Below are 18,252 nucleotides of genomic sequence, written 5' to 3'. Positions count from 1 at the left end.
CAAAAAAGTAAGGCTGAATCAGGAGAGAAGCGATTTTCTTTACTATTTTAGATTGAGGAAATTGGCGGATTCAGTTATACTCAAATGGAGGTGAAGAAGGTGCCAAAATATGAAGAAATCGCGAATATATTACGAGAACGCATCCAAAACGGCGAATATCCAGCTGATAGTTTCATGCCAAACCAAGTTGATTTAGTGGATGAGTTTGGTGTGAGCAGAATGACGATCAAAAAAGCGATCAATATTTTGACGATGGAAGGTTTGGTGTATTCACAGCGCGGATCGGGAACTAAAATTTTAAATCATCCGTTTCTTAAAGACAAAAATCTATCTTATTTAAAAGATTACCAGGGTCTTAGTAATGATTTTGAAAACACGAGCCATAATCTTGTGAGTGAACCCATTCAGTTTACCGTGGAATTCCCGGATGAAGTAATCCAAGAAAGGCTAATGGTAAGTGACAGTCAACCGGTTTACAATATTCTCAGGCTCCGGATTTTGGACGGAGAACCATTCATTTTAGAGCATACTTATATGCCAGTAGATCTGGTTCCCGGGCTTACAAAAAATCACATTTGCCACTCGATCTATTCTTATTTGAAAAAAGAACTAGGAATTAAATTTGCGGGCGCTTACCGAACGATTTCTGCAGATAAAAGTTCTGCGTATGACGAGAAATATTTAAATTGCGGAGAACATGACCCAATTCTTGAAATTAAACAAGTTATTTATCAAAAAGATGGTAGGCCGATTGAGTTTTCGCGCAGCCGTAACCGTTTTGATGTTCGAGCTTATTCTTATTTGGATATTCAGGTTTAAAAAACTATTTTTGAAGAAAAGTGTTAAATATGTGTGAACGAGAAAAAGGTGGTAAGATTTGGGCTTAAAAGAACGACTTGAAAAAGAAATTTATGACTTTGCTAGGGAAAATGAGCTTGTAGTGAACGACATCGATTTACTTTATGCAGGGCCAACTATGCGAACGCGACATACGCTCGTTCTTGCATTTACGGATGTGGGTATGTTTACTTTCCAGTTTAAAATGGGAGAAGCAGAAATGCATTACTTAGCCAAAGAAAAGCTACACAAGGTGGAAATTGGCAAGAAAAACCTTGTTTATCAGCTGAAAATTCAAGCGCTCACAGAAGAACAGTCGCTTGAAGCTGGGACATATTTGGTCAGTAAGCACGTTTTTGGAAGGAAATGGCACCGAGCAACATTAAATAAATTGTTGGGACTTGAAGGGAAATCGCTGTTTGAAGGAGGAAATAACAAGTGAAAATTGTGGATATGCACTGCGATGTGCTTTATAAGTTGCAACAAGCTAAAGGACGAATTACATTTCAAGATTCTCCAGAACTTGATGTGAATTTTGAGCGGATGATGGAAGGGGAAATGCTTCTGCAAAGTTTTGCCATTTTCTTAGATCCAGAGGTTCCGGTTGAGCAGAAATGGAAAAAAGCGGTGGAACAAAGCAATATTTTTAAGCAACATGTATTGCATCGAAATGGTGTCATCAAGCCACTTAAAAAATGGAAGGATTTAGAAACACTTCCAGAAGGGAAAATTGCAGCTGCTTTGACTCTTGAAGGAGTTGAACCAATTGGGCAAGATATTGAACGGTTGGAGCAACTGCTAAATGGCGGCGTTCTGTCAGTAGGCTTAACGTGGAATAATGCCAATCTTGCAGCAGATGGGATTGAAGAGACACGCGGTGCAGGATTAACTCGCTTTGGAAAAGAAATTGTAAAACGTTTAAATGCGCACCGAGCTTTTACAGATGTTTCCCATTTAAGTGAGAAGAGTTTTTGGGATGTCATGGATATTTCTGAATTTCCAATCGCTAGTCATTCAAGTGCAAAAGCAATTTGTTCGCATAAACGTAATTTAAATGATGACCAAATTAAAGCAATGATTGAAAAAGATGCTATGATTCATGTGATTTTCCATCCACTTTTCACAACGGAAAGTGGCACGGCGGATATGGAAGATGTGGTACGGCATATTGAACATATCGCAGAACTTGGTGGGATTCAAAATATTGGATTTGGATCAGATTTTGATGGAATTCCATCACATGTAAAAGGCCTTGAAAATGCTTCGGATTTTCAAGATTTCATTGCTGTTTTGGAACATCATTTTGGCAAGCAAGAAGTTGAAGGATTTGCTTACCAAAATTTTATGAACCATTTACCGCGCTAAAGAATAAAGTAGGTACTTTAACCTTAAGAAGATAAGGAAGTAGGAATAAAGAAATGAAATTTCTAAGCTCCTACTTCTTTTTTGTATGCTCTAAATTTTCAAAAGCTGTATATTGACAAAAAAATGCCTTGAAAATAGTTTGTAAATGAAACAAAGTCACAGATGAAAAAAAGTGGTTGTTGCTAAAATGAGTATGGAAGTTGGGAGAAAGAAGGTTAGATAGAATTGGAAAAGTAGGGAATATAGACTACTGCTAAATTTATTTTTCGTAAATCTAAGGTTTTTGCAACAAATCGGTTTAGAAAATATCTTTAGCTTAAAAACAAAATGCTTTGGATGTATGTGGATGTCAGATGGTTTGTGAATAATTTTTTAACAACTGAGAAAAACAAAAAGGAGAGAAAAATGTGGAGAAGGAAATCACGATAATTGTCCCTGTGTATAATGTTGAAAAATACATTTCCTCTTGTATTGAATCTTTAGCTAACCAGTCAATTTATGAGAACCTAGAGATTATTTTAATTGATGATCATTCTGAAGATAAAAGTTACGATATTTGTGTAAAGGCGAGCAAGAGTTATCCGAATATCCATGTTTATAAAAACAAAGGAAAAGGAGTTGCCGCTGCTCGGAACATGGGAATTCAACTAACAGTGACCCCATTTCTTATGTTTGTGGATTCTGATGATCAACTATATCCTTACACATGTTTCAAAATGTTGAACTTTATCAATAAACATTCCTTGAACATTGTAATGGGGGATATTGAGATGTTTCCGGCTCAAACCCCAAATTATGTGTGGAAAAGTCTATTTGGTTCTGGAGACTATATCCTTGATCTTGAAACAAACGGTATGAAAGCTATTCATTGTCCTTCCCCATGTAATAAATTATTTCGAACGGAGTGGCTAAAAAATCAGCAGTTTTCTTTTCCTGAGGGGATGACTTTTGAAGATGCTTTTGCAATTATTCCTTTAATGTTAAAGGCCAAGAAAATTGGGCTTATAGATAAGGTGGTTTACAGATATAGAAAAAGAGAGGAGTCCTCTTCAATCATGGATCAATTATTTCTTAACCCGCAAAATTTCTTGGATCATTTAACTGTAAATGAGCATTTATTAGAAATTCAAGTAGCGACACCTAAAATGAAAGAAGAAATTTGTCAATTTGTCGCAAGAACATATAATGGCTTTTTAATTGCTTTTGAAAGAAACTTTAGTCAGTTCACGGAAAAGCAAAAAAAAGAATTATTTGATCGCTTGACCACTCTGTATCAACAGGTTCCTTTTCCTCTTATCTCATCATTCATTACAACCAAGAATAAATGGCTATATTATAGCCTTTATGAAGAAGATTGGGAAACTTTTAAGGCTGGATACTTTACAACAGAGTTTCTACGTGTGAAAAACCAGAAAATTATGATTCCAATAAGAAGAACGAGAGTAACTGCAAAGCTAGAAAGCAATCCTTTCTCTATTTGGATTGATTTTATTGAAAATAAAGACACTGCTCTTCGCCTCATTGGAGAGATCGTTTTACCACATGTACATTTTGATAAATTGAAAAATCAGCTGGACCTGGTACTGAAAATTGATGAGAAAGAAGTTTTAATTGAAGCAAAAACCTTTCCTCGTTATGATAGTTTGCACACTGTTGGAAAGGAAGCTGTACTAGGTGTGTTTTTTGATCTACCTCATGAAATTCTTATGAAGTTGAATAAAAATAACATTTCATCATTATCTTATCGATTAAAAGATGAGAGTACTTCGGAAACTGTCACGTTACCCCTGCGTTTTTCAGGCATGATTGGAAAATTTCAAGGGGTTTATCCAGCTGCAAAAGGGAGTTTTCGTTTAGTTTGGGAAAAAGAGCATAAGCAGTTACTTATATATGCGACAACAGTACGGGATTCCTTTAAATATCAATTTAACAAAATTTTCAAAGGAAGGAAGCTGCGAGTTGGTGGAAAACTGCGCCTAGCCTATTGGTTGACTAAGCCATATTTTTTCTTTCGAAAAAACATTGTGCTTATTGGGGAACGGGGAGATACGTTTCAAGATAATGCAGCGCACTTTTTTAAATATGTGGCTTCTCAAGATAAGCACCATTATTATATTGGGCAAGCAGGTAGCCCTGGTTATGAGCAAGCGGCACTTTATGGAAAAGTTATCAAAAAGGATTCCATTAAGCATTATTTATATTTGTTAAATGCCTGTCAACTTGTTAACGCTTATGATATTGATGCTTATATGAAACCAACTAACTATACAAAAGAAGCCTACTATAATATTTTTGGCGATCTGATAAATTATCAAAGGATTTTCATTCAGCATGGGATTACGTACAATGATGTTTACTACCCGCTTTCAAAATATAAGACAAATTATGCAAAAGTACTAATTTCAAATCATTATGAAAAGGAACGCTTTATGCGTAAAGGAAACTACCAAGAATCGGATTTACTAGCTGCGGGCTTATCTCGCTTTGATAAACTTCTGGAACCAAACATCAAGAAGGATGAGAAGAAAACTATTCTTATTATGCCAACATGGCGAGTAGGCTTAGCTGGGAAATCTTACCTTCAGCATTCTGAAGAAACTGCATCTACAATGAATACTTTTAAACAATCTGCGTATTTTCGGTTTTTCAACACATTAATTAATGATCCGAAATTCCTACGCTTTTTAAAACAACATCAACTTCAATGCAAATTTTATTTACATTATGAATTTCAAGGTTTTTTGGAATGCTTTGATAGGAATGAACAAATTCAATTTGTCCAAAAAGAACCTATACAAAAATTGTTGAAGCAAAGTGATTTGTTGATTACAGATTATTCGAGTGTGTTTTTTGACTTTTTATATATGAAGAAGCCCGTTATTTTCACACAATTTGATCAGAGTGATTTCTTCGCAACGCATTATAAAAGGGATTATATTGATTTTCAAAGTATCTTTATTGGAGATGTTGCTTTTGATCAGAATGAAGTTTTGATGGCGCTAGAAAGCTTAGCGCAACGCAATTTTGAAAGTAAAGTAGATCACCAACAAATTCATCGTGAGTTTTTCACTTATTGTTCCGAAAATAATCGATCTACACTTTGGGATATGCTCAACCAAATAATAGGAGTTCGTGCTAAATCTTCAAAGAGAAGAAGAGATAATGAGGAAGCTCCGCAAAGAAAAGTGATGTCCGAATAAATTGTCTAGTGGGAAGGGAGTATGCAAGTTAATTTACATCGTATGCTGTTGCTAATAGAAAATTGATTATGAACTCTCAATAAACCACTTACCACGCTAAATAACAAGACCCTCTAAGCAGAAAGAGGGTCTTTTATAATGGAAGAAGAAAAATCCTTTCGTTTCAAAAAAGCATTACAAAAAAGAAGTGAGGGTGATATAATGGAGCAAAGGTAAATTTGTAATTTGCCGCTAAGGGGAATTTGAACACGGGAGGGATATTTTGTGAGGCTTGAATCGAGTTTTGTCCAAAAACAGGCGCAAAAGCAAACGATGAAACTGGCAATGACACAGCAATTGTCGCAGTCGATTGCAATGCTTCAATTCACTGCCGCAGACCTTACCGCGTTTTTAGAAGAAAAAGCGCTTGAAAATCCTTTAATTGAAGTAACGTCGGGCGCAGATATTGCAACCGATTATTCTTATAAAAAACGTAAAAATACAGCACAAGCGGGGAATGATTTTCTTGAACAAGTAGTGAGCCGCTCTGAAACACTTTCAGAACACTTACAAGACCAGATCATGCTTCTTGACTTATCACAAACTGAAAAGAAAATAGCTCTCTATTTAATTGAAAGTTTATCGCCGTCGGGTTATTTGACGATTGACTTGAAAACGATTGCTCATAATTTAAAGCGAGAAGAAACAGAGATTTTTCAAGTACTTCAAGTGCTTCAAAGTCTAGAACCAGCCGGTGTAGCTGCGCGGAATTTGCAGGAATGTATTTTGCTGCAAATTGATAGATCAAGTGATGCACCCTATATTGCGTATGATCTGCTTAATGAGTATTTTGAGGATTTTGCAAATAAAAAATGGAAAAATATTGCGAAAGCCTTTGATGTGGAGTTGTCAGACATTCAAGAAGTTGCAGATTATGTGCGGACATTGCAGCCAAAGCCAGGGTCCGAATTTGAAACAGAAACGGTTCAGTATGTAGTTCCGGATTTGATTTTGCAACAAGAAGGTAGAGAATTGATCGTTTCTATAGCAAAAAACTTCTTGCCGCAAATTCGATTCCAGGAACAATACTATAAACAATTGAACGATAACAAAGAAAAAGAAGTATCCGAGTTTCTAAAACAAAAAACAGGGGAATATGATTGGCTGAAAAAAGGGATGGAACAGCGCGAGGATACGCTTGAACGAGTCGGGAAAGCGATTGTTCGACATCAACAAGACCATTTTACAGATTCCCAAAAACCACTTATTCCGCTCACCTTAAAAGAAATTGCTGAAGAAATAGGTGTGCATGAATCAACCGTTTCGCGTGCTGTAAATGGAAAATATCTTGAAACAGCAAATGGAGTTTTTGAATTAAAATCTTTCTTTTCCTCGGCTTTACCAAAGAAAAATGATGATTCAGAAGATGCTGGTGGTGTTTCTAGCACGAGCATTAAAGAATGGATTAATGAGTACATTGAACAAGAAGACAAGAAAAAGCCGTTATCTGATCAAAAAATCGTTGAACTATTAGAAGGAAAGAATATCGAAATTTCTAGAAGGGCAGTGGCTAAATATCGATTAGAGCTTTCCATCCCTTCTTCATCTAAACGTAAGCGGTTTGATTAAATTAGTCATTAAAAGTCTCTTTTAGGGGCTTTTTTTGTCCTTTTATTGAACCGGGAATTCAAATGAAAAACTTTTAAAAAGAAATTAAGATACTCTGAACAAGATGAGGTATAAAGAGATTGTAAATTTTCTATTGTTTTTATATAAATTCCCTACTTATTACTTGAAGTATTTGCTCCTGCCTGTTACAATGTTTTCGTAGGGTAATGAAAGAGAATGAATAACTTTATAAGGCTACAAACAAAGCGAAAAAAGGTTTCAAATGGGGAGTCTCATTTAAATAATCCGATCCATATTTTGAATTGTGATAACCTTTACCGCTACTTTTTTTAATTCTGATGGGACGTTTCGTGGCTATGTGGGTCTATGATTGTCCAGATCGACGAGGAGTAATAACTATGTCAGATTTAATAAGCATCCAAAAAAAATTATTACCCGATGTGCTGGCCGTTATGCAAAAACGCTATCAGATTTTGCGCTCCATTTATTTTGCAGAACCTGTTGGTAGACGGACGTTAGCTGGAATGCTTGGCATGAGCGAGCGAGTTCTTCGCGGCGAAGTTGAGTTTTTGAAAACACAAGGATTGATCGATATCAGGTCATCCGGAATGACAGTCACCGAGGAAGGGCTTGTTGTTTTTCGCGATTTAGAAAGCGCGATGAATCAGCTCTCGGGGTTACATTCAATCGAAAATCAGCTTTCAGAAGTCCTAAACATTCAAAAGTGTTTAGTCGTTCAAGGTGACAGCGATGTTACACCTTGGGTTCGTGAAGAAATGGGACGAGTTGCCGTCAAACAACTTGATTTGGCGCTAACTAAAAAGCGAAACATCATCGCGATTATGGGCGGCTCTACAATGGCTGCTTTTGCCGATACGATGCCAAGTGATTTTGCCAAAGGGCGAGAATTACTGTTTGTTCCTGGACGGGGCGGAATCGGAGAGGATTTGGATAATCAAGCCAATACGATTTGCGACCGAATAGCAACAAAAACAGGAACGAAACATGGGGTGCTTTATGTCCCAGAACAACTCGGTGAAGAAGCCTACCGTTCTCTTTTAAAAGAACCTGCGATTCAAGAAGGTTTACGCCTTGTACAATCTGCTAATGCAATCGTTCATGGAGTGGGCGATGCGCTTACGATGGCGAAAAGACGCCATACTAGTGAAGAAGTGATCCAGAAAATCACTGAGCGAAAAGCAGTGGGTGAAGCTTTCGGTTATTACTTCAATGAACAAGGGGAAGTTGTTCATAAAGTATCAACTTTCGGCTTGCAGTTTGAAGATTTAGCAAAGATTCCACACATCATTGCGATTGCTGGTGGCTCATCAAAGGCTAAAGCAATCAAATCCTACATGAAGAGCGCTCCGAAAAACACGATTCTCGTGACTGATGAAGGAGCAGCAAATATGCTTTTAAAAGGGAGTAATACCCTTTTGAAATAAAAAATTTCACTTATTTTTCTAAGGAGGAAAATGACTTATGACAGTTAAAGTTGGTATTAATGGTTTTGGACGTATTGGACGTTTAGCATTTCGTCGTATCCAAGAAGTAGAAGGAATCGAAGTAGTCGCGATCAATGATTTAACAGATGCTAAAATGTTAGCTCATCTTTTAAAATATGATACAACGCAAGGTAGATTCGATGGCGATGTTGAAGTACATGATGGTTTCTTCAAAGTAAATGGTAAAGAAGTAAAAGTTCTTGCTAACCGTAACCCAGAAGAACTTCCTTGGGGCGATCTAGGTGTTGAAATCGTTCTTGAATGTACTGGTTTCTTCACAACTCAAGAAAAAGCTGAACTTCACCTTAAAGCTGGTGCTAAAAAAGTTGTTATCTCTGCACCTGCAACTGGTAACATGAAAACAATCGTTTACAATGTTAACCATGAAACACTTGACGGAACTGAAACAGTTATTTCAGGTGCAAGTTGTACAACAAACTGCTTAGCTCCAATGGCTAAAGCTCTAGATGAAAAATTTGGTATCGTTGAAGGTCTTATGACTACAATCCACGCATACACTGGTGACCAAATGACTCTTGATGGTCCACACCCTAAAGGTGACTTCCGTCGTGCTCGTGCAGCAGCTGAAAACATTGTTCCTAACTCCACTGGTGCTGCTAAAGCAATTGGTGAAGTACTTCCAAGCCTTAAAGGTAAATTGGATGGAGCTGCTCAACGTGTTCCAGTTCCAACTGGTTCATTAACTGAACTTGTAACAGTTCTTGACAAAACAGTTTCTGTTGAAGATGTAAACAAAGCAATGAAAGATGCAAGCGATCCTGATACATTTGGTTACACAGCTGATCAAATCGTTTCTTCTGACATTAAAGGTATGACTTACGGTTCACTATTTGACGAAACTCAAACAAAAGTAATGACTGTTGGCGACAAACAACTTGTTAAAACAGTTTCTTGGTACGATAACGAAATGAGCTACACTGCTCAACTAGTTCGTACACTTGAATACTTCGCTAAAATTGCTAAATAATTTAAGTAGGAACTAAATAGTTTTAACCGAATAAGCGGAGACAAAGAAGTTTGTTTCCGCTTGTTTGTTAAAACGACTTAAAAATCTTTTAAGTAATGGAGGAAATGTGAAATGGCTAAAAAAGTAATCACTGATTTAGACTTGAATGACAAAAAAGTTCTTGTCCGCGTTGACTTTAATGTTCCGATGCAAGATGGCAAAATTACAAACGATAACCGTATTGTTGCTGCCCTTCCAACGATCAAGTACATTATTGAAAATCATGGGAAAGCAATTCTATTTTCCCACCTTGGAAAAGTGAAAACCGAAGAAGATAAAAAAGACAAAACTCTTCGCCCAGTTGCTGAACGTTTAAGCGAATTACTAGGCAAAGCAGTGAAATTTGTTCCTGTGACTCGTGGTCCAGAACTTGAAAATGCAATCAATGAAATGAAAGACGGCGACGTCCTTCTATTTGAAAATACACGTTTTGAAGATATTGATGGTAAAAAAGAAAGTGGAAATGATCCAGAACTTGGTAAATACTGGGCTAGCCTTGGGGACGTATTTGTAAACGATGCTTTTGGTACGGCTCATCGTGCTCACGCATCCAATGTTGGGATTGCTTCTCATCTTGACACAGCAGCTGGTTTCTTAATGGAAAAAGAAATCAAATTTATTGGTGGCGTTGTTGAAAACCCAGATCGTCCATTTGTTGCCATTCTTGGTGGTGCAAAAGTTTCTGATAAAATCGGTGTTATTGAAAACTTGCTAAAAGTTGCCGATAAGTTACTAATTGGTGGCGGTATGGCTTATACTTTCATGAAAGCAAAAGGCTATGAAGTTGGGATTTCACTTCTTGAAGAAGATAAAGTGGATCTTGCAAAAAGCCTAATGGAAAAAGCTGGCGACAAGCTAGTGCTTCCAATTGATACAGTTGTTGCAAAAGAATTCAGTAATGACGTGCCTTTCCATACTGTTGCATCAGATGAAATTCCTGCTGATGAAGAAGGTCTTGATATTGGCGAGAAAACTATTGAACTCTTCACAAAAGAGCTTCAAGGTGCGAAAACTGTTGTTTGGAACGGACCAATGGGCGTATTTGAAATGAGCAATTTCGCGAAGGGAACAATTGGTGTTTGCGAAGCGATTGCAAACTTGAAAGATGCGACAACAATCATCGGTGGTGGCGACTCTGCAGCAGCAGCAATGCAACTTGGTTATGCGGATAAATTCACGCATATCTCAACTGGTGGCGGAGCTTCACTAGAGTACTTAGAAGGAAAAGAACTTCCTGGCGTTTCAGCCATTAGTGATAAATAATAAAAATAAAGTGCGAAAGGATGTTTTTCATGCGTAAACCAATTATTGCAGGAAACTGGAAGATGAACAAAACGGCCGCAAAAGCAGCTGAATTTGTTGAAGAAGTAAAAGGTAAAGTTCCTGGAAGAGAAGCTGTAGACTCTGTAATTGCTTCTCCAGCACTTTTCTTACGTGACTTAACTCGTCTTACTGAAGGTACAAATTTGCAAATTTCAGCGCAAAATTGTTACTTCGAAGATGAAGGTGCATTCACCGGAGAAACAAGTCCATTTGCTCTTGCCGATCTTGGTGTTTCTTATGTTGTAATCGGCCACTCTGAACGTCGTGAGTATTTCCATGAAACAGACGAAGACATCAATAAAAAAGCACATGCTATTTTAAAACATGGCATGTTACCAATCATTTGCTGCGGCGAAACTTTAGAGCAAAGAGAAGCTGGACAAACAAACGACTGGGTAAGTGGTCAAATTAAAGCTTCACTTAAAGGCTTGACTGAAGAGCAAGTATCTAAATCCATTATTGCTTATGAACCAATCTGGGCAATTGGAACAGGTAAATCTTCAACAAGCAAAGATGCAAATGAAACTTGTGCTGTGATTCGTAAAACTGTTGCGGAAGCTGTTTCTGAAAAAGCAGCGGAAGCAGTTCGTATTCAATACGGCGGCAGTGTTAAACCTGAAAATATTGCAGAATACATGGCTGAATCGGATATCGATGGAGCTCTTGTAGGAGGCGCAAGCTTAGAACCTAAATCGTTCTTGGCATTATTGGAGGCAGTAAAATAAATGAGTAAATCTCCTGTAGCAATTATTATTTTGGATGGATTTGGTAAACGAGATGAAACAGTTGGTAATGCTGTTGCACAAGCAAAAAAACCAAATTTCGATAAATATTGGGCTGAATTTCCGCATAGTACGCTAAAAGCTTCTGGACTTGACGTTGGTCTTCCAGATGGTCAAATGGGGAACTCGGAAGTAGGACACACTAATATCGGAGCTGGACGCATTGTTTATCAAAGTTTAACTAGAATCGATAAAGCAATCGAAGAAGGCGAATTCCAAGAGAATAAAGCTCTTAATAACGCATTTAGCCACACAAAAGAAAACAATTCTGATTTACATTTGTTTGGTCTTTTATCTGATGGTGGTGTGCATAGCCATATCAATCATTTAACAGCTTTACTTGAAACTGCAAAAGAAAAAGGTGTCAAAAACACTTATATTCATGCGTTTCTTGATGGTCGCGACGTGGCGCCACAATCAGCAATTGAGTATTTAGAACAACTTCAAGCGGAAATCGATAAACTTGGTTATGGTCAAATTGCTACTGTTTCTGGACGTTTTTATGCGATGGATCGTGATAAACGTTGGGAACGTGTTGAAAAAGCATACAAAGCCATTGTTTATGGGGAAGGCGAAAAGTTTGTAGATCCAGTCAAATTAGTTGAAACTTCTTATGAAAATGGGAAGAATGATGAATTTGTGGTTCCTGCAATTATTGAAAAAGACGGCAGACCAGTTGCTACTGTTAAAGACAACGATGCTGTTATTTTCTTCAACTTCCGTCCTGACCGTGCGATTCAGCTTTCTAACGCGTTTACGGATAAGGAATGGGAACATTTCGACCGTGGCGCGAAACATCCGAAAAATGTTAAATTTGTGACGATGACGCTTTATAATCCAAGTGTGGATGCTGAGGTTGCATTTGAACCGATTGAAATGAAAAATGTAATCGGGGAAGTTTTATCGAATGAAGGGCTATCGCAACTTCGTATCGCTGAAACTGAAAAATATCCGCATGTTACCTTCTTTATGAATGGTGGTCGTAATGAAGAATTCCCAGGTGAAAATCGAATTTTGATCAATTCGCCAAAAGTGGAAACTTATGATTTACAACCTGAAATGAGTGCGTATGAAGTTACGGATGCACTTGTTGCCGATATTCAAAATGATAAACATGATGCGATTATCTTGAATTTTGCCAACCCCGATATGGTTGGACACTCTGGGATGCTTGAACCGACAATCAAAGCGATTGAAGCGGTAGATGAAAATCTTGGACGTGTCGTTGACTTGATTCTTGAAAAAGGCGGTTCGGCTGTGATTTTCGCCGATCATGGTAACTCGGAAACAATGGTGACACCGGAAGGTAAACCACATACGGCTCATACTACGGTCCCTGTTCCTGTTATTGTAACGAAAAAAGGTGCTACTTTGCGTACGGATGGTCGTCTTGCGGATGTTGCACCAACTATGCTTGACCTTTTAGGTGTTAAAAAACCTGCTGAAATGACTGGTGAAAGCTTGATTGAAAAATAAACATAGTTTTTACTTTTGTTTTTTAGTAAACAAAGCTACAATAAAAATGTAATTAAATTGTGGGGATGAGTTTTGCGGTTTCCCAATATGTATGTTGAATTTTGCTTGTATGGTTTTTTGAGGGTTTGGATGCTAGCCTTTTATGGTCAGCTGTTCGTGAGAACCTTTTAAGGATTGGAGCTCAGGCTGTTGTCTTAGTTCCTTGCTCATAAGAGCCTTTTGAGGATTAGAGCTCGGATTGTTGTCTTGGCTCGTTGCTCATAAGAGCCTTTTGAGGATTGGAGCTCCGGCCGTTGTCTTAGTTCCTTGCTCATAAGAGCCTTTTGAGGATTACATGCTCGCTTTGCTCGCATGCATATTGGGGCTCTAATTCGCTTTGCTCATAAGAGCCCCAACAAAGGAGAGAATTTAAATGTCCATTATTACTGAAGTTTACGCACGTGAGGTCCTTGATTCCCGTGGTAACCCTACTATCGAAGTTGAAGTTTATACAGAAGCTGGTGCGTTTGGTCGCGCTCTTGTTCCTAGTGGTGCTTCTACTGGTGAATACGAAGCTGTTGAACTTCGTGACGGCGACAAATCTCGCTACCTTGGTAAAGGTGTCTTGAAAGCTGTCGAAAATGTTAACGATATTATTGCTGAAAAAATTATCGGTTTTGATGTGACGGATCAAATTGGTATTGATAAGGCTATGATTACTCTTGATGGTACTCCTAATAAAGGTAAATTAGGTGCGAATGCTATTCTTGGTGTTTCTCTTGCTGCTGCTCGTGCTGCTGCTGATGAACTTGGTGTTCATCTTTATGAATATATCGGCGGTACAAATGCAAAAGTTCTTCCTGTTCCTATGATGAATATCTTAAATGGTGGAGAACATGCTGATAATAATGTTGATATTCAAGAATTTATGGTTATGCCTGTAGGTGCTCCTAACTTTAAAGAAGCACTTCGTATGGGTGCTGAAATTGTTCATGCGCTTAAAGGTGTTCTTAAAAATAAAGGTCTTAACACTGGTGTTGGTGATGAAGGTGGATTTGCTCCTAACCTTGAATCGAATGAAGAAGCGATCGAAGCTATCATCGAAGCTATTGAAGCTGCTGGTTATAAACCAGGTGAACAAGTTAAGATTGCAATGGATGCTGCAAGCTCTGAATTCTATAACCGTGATTCTGGTAACTATGAACTTAAAGGGGAAGGCGTAACTCGTACTTCTGAAGAAATGGTTGCTTGGTACGAAGAAATGATCAATAAATACCCTATCATCTCAATCGAAGATGGATTGGATGAAAACGACTGGAAAGGTTTCAAACTTCTTACTGAACGTATTGGTAAAAAAGTTCAACTTGTTGGTGATGACTTGTTCGTTACTAATACTGAAAAACTTGAAAGAGGTATTGAAGAAGGTATCGCTAACTCAATCCTTATCAAAGTTAACCAAATCGGTACGCTTACTGAAACTCTAGATGCTATTGAAATGGCTAAAGAAGCTGGCTATACTGCAGTTGTTTCTCATCGTTCTGGTGAAACAGAAGATTCTACAATTGCTGATATCGCAGTTGCTACAAACGCTGGTCAAATCAAAACTGGTGCGCCAGTTCGTACTGACCGTGTTGCTAAATATAACCAATTGCTTCGCATCGAAGACAATCTTCAAGACCTTGCTCAGTACCGCGGTCTTAAAGCCTTCTACAACTTGAAAAAATAAGTTTGTTTTGATGACTTATTCGCAAAAACAGCTGTTTCTGAGAGGAAACGGCTGTTTTTTTATGAGTTCACTTTCCAAAAAGAGTAGTTTTTGCTAGAATAAATAGAGTTGTTGCAGATTTTCACTGCTTTTTATTTATCGGATGAATTTTTTATACATAAAAAAGAAGAAAAGTATTATTTGTAATTAGTAAGGAAGGATGTATCAAAAAAATGTTTAGAAGAGTAATTGGCTATAGTTTTACATCTGCTTTCGTAATAGTTATTGCCTATTTAGCCTATCTAAGTATTGCTTATCCGTTTATGGAGGTTATTGGCAATTCTTTTAACTTGTTTCTCTTTGCTTTAGCGGCTATTTTTTTGTTTATTGCCATTTTCAAAGGGTTTACATTGTTAAACCAAAAGGCAAATAGATTGATTTTTATTGCATTAGTCACGGTTGTTATCGTCTTCCAGCTGTTTTTAGCACTTACAATGAAGATGAATATGTACGTGGATAGTTTTGTTGTAAAGCAGCAGGTGCTTACAATGCTCGCAAATGGCGGACATTTTCAAGATTATACATATTTCCAAACCTACTTAAATAATATTTTTGTTACAATCTTGCGCTATGGAATTTATAATTTTGGCTCGCATATTGGGATTGAGAATTTCTATTTGCTTGATAATCTTTGGGTTATGTTATCTATGCTCGTTACCATTTTTTCCTTGGTCTATGTAGTAAAAGATTCACTGGGAATTCGAATGGCTAACTTATTCTTACTTGTGGTACTAACCTGTGTTTCACTTTTTACTTATACGCTTTATTTTTATACGGATACGATTGCTTTGCCATTTGTTTCGCTTATTATCTTAGTCTACTATCGGTATCTGAAGAAGGGAAGCTGGTGGTTGCTACTTGTGATCGGCTTGTTATTTGCCATAGGCTATCAAGCTAAACCAAATTTGATCATTTTACTTCCTGCTCTACTTATTCACGTTTGGCTTGCTAAAAACTACAAAAAGTTTTTACTGAGCCTTGCTTCTATTGGCATTATGTTTTTACTTGTCACCTCAGTTGCTATGCCCTTTTATTCGTTATTTGGTTTCGAAAAAAATGATCGTTACGAGGTTCCGCCGACACATTTTGTGATGATGGGGCTTTCTGAGCCTGCTGGTCGCTATAGTACCAATGAATTTCAGTATACGTCATCTTTTCATAGCAAAGAAGCTAAAAAAGAAGCAAATATAAAGGTGATTAAAGAGCGTTTGCAAAATTATTCAGCTAAGGAACTTTTGACACTTTATAACAACAAGTTAAAGAATACATGGACAGATGGGTCACGTGCTTATGCTTGGTATATTAATTCAACCAACGAGTTTACGCCAACATTCAATTATTTATTTGGCGATCGAAAAATTCTAATTTATACGTTTGCGCAGATTTTTCATATTATGAGTTTATTATGTATCGCAATTGGTGCGCTTCGCTTTTTCAAATGCAAGAAGTTTGATTTCGCATTTTTCTTAAATGTCACGCTCGTTGGTGTCATATTGTTCCACTTGATTTGGGAAGCAAACCAGCGCTATATTCTTTTATTCACACCGCTAATGCTTCTTTCAGCTCTTTATGGCATTAAATTCTTGGTAGAGCTCCTAGCGAATCGTACAACGAATAATTGGCGGACAAGTTTACATCGTCCGTTTCTTGTTGGAAGTGCTGTTGTTTTTGCTACTGCTATTGTCTGTTTTGGACTTCAATTCAATACGCTTGCGCAAGAAAAAAGGCCATTTCATGTTTATCAAGTGAAACAAGACTATGCATATCTAGGAACTCCTATTACATCAGACAGTGTTGTAGCGGAGACGTTTATCGCTAATGAACCTTTTAATCAGTTAACATTCAAAGTGATCCAAGAACCAGATGCGTCACGAGAATACCGAATTGCTCTTTATGATGACACGAGTGGAAAGAAACTACGGCAGTTTGATATGAAGGGTAGCGAGTTTAATGCACCCAACCAAGTCATTAATCTACCCAAACCAGTTCATACCAATGGTGGACGTTATAAGTTGAAATTCACGGAAATTACAAAGGGAGATGCTGGACATGGGCATGCGCTTAGTCTCGGCAGGTATAATTCTAAGAATTTCTCGCTTTATCCGGCAGGCAAGCTTTATGTGAATGGCAAAGTTATGGAACACACGAATATTGGCTTTACGGTTAGCACGTTTCGGGAACAGCCTTTGATGAGTGTTGCGGCATTTTGGATACTATTTACGGCGTTTACGAGTATTTTGATCGGTTTGTGGCTCTGCTTGCTAAAGGTTTCTCCAGCTGGGCGGATTTTCACCGGGCAGGAAGATGCGAAGGAAGGCTTATTTTAAAAGGAAGTTCTAGCTCGTCAAATTGACTTTGGCGGGCTTTTAATTTGGTGAAAGCTTCCTCTTTTGGAAGAGGGAAGATTAGGCGGGAAGCCTTGTTTCGTGGTTCTTGTTAAAAGTGCAAAAAAAGTCGGAATTTAGGTGTTGACAGGCGTCTTGGTTCGCGTTATGATATGGCTATTGCATTTGCGATTTTTTCGCGGAATGATCTATTTTTTTAGGAGGACTGCTTACAAATGAGTGCGGATCGTAGCTTTATGATTAAAGCAGGAAATCGTGCTGTTTTGCTCCTGCATGGGTTTGCGGGAACGACAGAAGATGTGAGGAGTTTAGGCGAACATTTAGCTGAAAATGGCTATACGGTTTATGCGCCGAACTTTCGAGGTCACGGAGATGAGCCGGCGCTGTTTTTGAAGACAACGCCTGATATGTGGTACGAAGATGCGGTTTCAGGTTACACTTTTTTAGAAAAAGAAGGATATCATGAGATTGCTATTGTTGGTGTCGCGATGGGTGGCGTTTTCGCTCTTCGAATGGCGGAGTCTTTTTCGCCAAAAGCGATCGTTCCTTTATGCGCGAACGTAAACAAAAAAATGCGTTACATCCCAGTTGGAAAATATTTGATGAAGCAGTTGCGTAAAGAAGGCATTTCAGGTGATGAAGCGGAAGCGATGCTGAAAAGCTATGAACCTGAAATCAACACAATGGCAAATGCGCGATCGGATTTTTATAAGCAGGTTGCAAAAGATATTGAAAAAATCAAAGTTCCAACAATGATTGGCCAAGGTTGCCAAGATGAGGAAATTGAAGCGGATGACGCAAATTATATTTTTAAACACATTCATACGCCAGATAAACAGCTTTGTTTCTACCAAAGTAGCGGACATGATATCGTGAATGATGGAGAAAAAGATATTTTGGAAGAAGACGTGGTTTATTTCTTGGACGATTTGAACTGGTTTGAAGAAGAGGTTATTTAATTAAGATTTGAAGCATTAGCCGATGGATGGCTAGTGCTTTTTTTGTTTCTTGAAAGGTAATTCAAGTAAACAAGTTGAGAA

The 18,252-nt window shown here is 37.8% G+C and carries 13 protein-coding genes; all 13 read left to right on the top strand.

Annotated elements, in window-relative coordinates:
• The first annotated feature begins 99 nt into the window (after positions 1-99).
• A complete protein-coding gene (locus tag HB912_RS09015) occupies positions 100-819 on the top strand; it encodes a UTRA domain-containing protein (protein WP_185373941.1) in 720 nt (239 codons plus the stop codon).
• A 58-nt stretch (positions 820-877) separates the two neighbouring features.
• The gene (locus HB912_RS09010) at positions 878-1,279 is read left to right on the top strand and encodes a hypothetical protein (RefSeq protein ID WP_036073082.1); all 402 of its coding nucleotides are present in this window, start codon (positions 878-880) and stop codon (positions 1,277-1,279) included.
• Positions 1,280-1,290: 11 nt separating this feature from the next.
• Positions 1,291-2,202, top strand: a complete 912-nt coding sequence (locus tag HB912_RS09005; protein WP_221635697.1) for a dipeptidase — start codon at positions 1,291-1,293, stop codon at positions 2,200-2,202.
• A gap of 407 nt (positions 2,203-2,609) precedes the next feature.
• A complete protein-coding gene (locus HB912_RS13370) occupies positions 2,610-5,402 on the top strand; it encodes a CDP-glycerol glycerophosphotransferase family protein (RefSeq protein WP_185373937.1) in 2,793 nt (930 codons plus the stop codon).
• 264 nt (positions 5,403-5,666) lie between these two features.
• Positions 5,667-7,010 carry an RNA polymerase factor sigma-54 gene (rpoN, locus tag HB912_RS08995; protein ID WP_185373935.1) on the top strand — a complete coding sequence of 448 codons (1,344 nt, stop codon included), beginning with the start codon at positions 5,667-5,669 and terminating at the stop codon, positions 7,008-7,010.
• Positions 7,011-7,408: 398 nt separating this feature from the next.
• Complete coding sequence (locus tag HB912_RS08990; RefSeq protein ID WP_185373933.1) at positions 7,409-8,455, top strand: sugar-binding transcriptional regulator; 1,047 nt, start codon at positions 7,409-7,411, stop codon at positions 8,453-8,455.
• Between the two features lie 37 nt (positions 8,456-8,492).
• Complete coding sequence (gene gap, locus HB912_RS08985) at positions 8,493-9,503, top strand: type I glyceraldehyde-3-phosphate dehydrogenase (RefSeq protein ID WP_036073070.1); 1,011 nt, start codon at positions 8,493-8,495, stop codon at positions 9,501-9,503.
• Positions 9,504-9,614: 111 nt separating this feature from the next.
• The gene (locus HB912_RS08980; RefSeq protein ID WP_036073067.1) at positions 9,615-10,805 is read left to right on the top strand and encodes a phosphoglycerate kinase; all 1,191 of its coding nucleotides are present in this window, start codon (positions 9,615-9,617) and stop codon (positions 10,803-10,805) included.
• Positions 10,806-10,834: 29 nt separating this feature from the next.
• Positions 10,835-11,590, top strand: coding sequence for a triose-phosphate isomerase (gene tpiA, locus HB912_RS08975; RefSeq protein ID WP_185373931.1), 756 nt, complete (start codon positions 10,835-10,837; stop codon positions 11,588-11,590).
• Positions 11,591-13,123 carry a 2,3-bisphosphoglycerate-independent phosphoglycerate mutase gene (gene gpmI / locus HB912_RS08970; protein WP_185373929.1) on the top strand — a complete coding sequence of 511 codons (1,533 nt, stop codon included), beginning with the start codon at positions 11,591-11,593 and terminating at the stop codon, positions 13,121-13,123.
• A gap of 412 nt (positions 13,124-13,535) precedes the next feature.
• Positions 13,536-14,828: a phosphopyruvate hydratase gene (eno, locus tag HB912_RS08965; RefSeq protein ID WP_185373927.1), complete on the top strand. Its 1,293-nt coding sequence runs from the start codon at positions 13,536-13,538 to the stop codon at positions 14,826-14,828.
• A 212-nt stretch (positions 14,829-15,040) separates the two neighbouring features.
• Positions 15,041-17,194, top strand: a complete 2,154-nt coding sequence (locus tag HB912_RS08960) for a glycosyltransferase family 39 protein (protein WP_185373925.1) — start codon at positions 15,041-15,043, stop codon at positions 17,192-17,194.
• Positions 17,195-17,427: 233 nt separating this feature from the next.
• A complete protein-coding gene (locus HB912_RS08955; RefSeq protein ID WP_185373923.1) occupies positions 17,428-18,171 on the top strand; it encodes an alpha/beta hydrolase in 744 nt (247 codons plus the stop codon).
• The last annotated feature ends 81 nt before the right edge of the window (positions 18,172-18,252 follow it).

Source organism: Listeria aquatica (assembly GCF_014223975.1).
In the GTDB taxonomy this organism is placed as follows: domain Bacteria; phylum Bacillota; class Bacilli; order Lactobacillales; family Listeriaceae; genus Listeria; species Listeria aquatica.
This window is presented reverse-complemented; position numbering and strand designations above follow the sequence as displayed.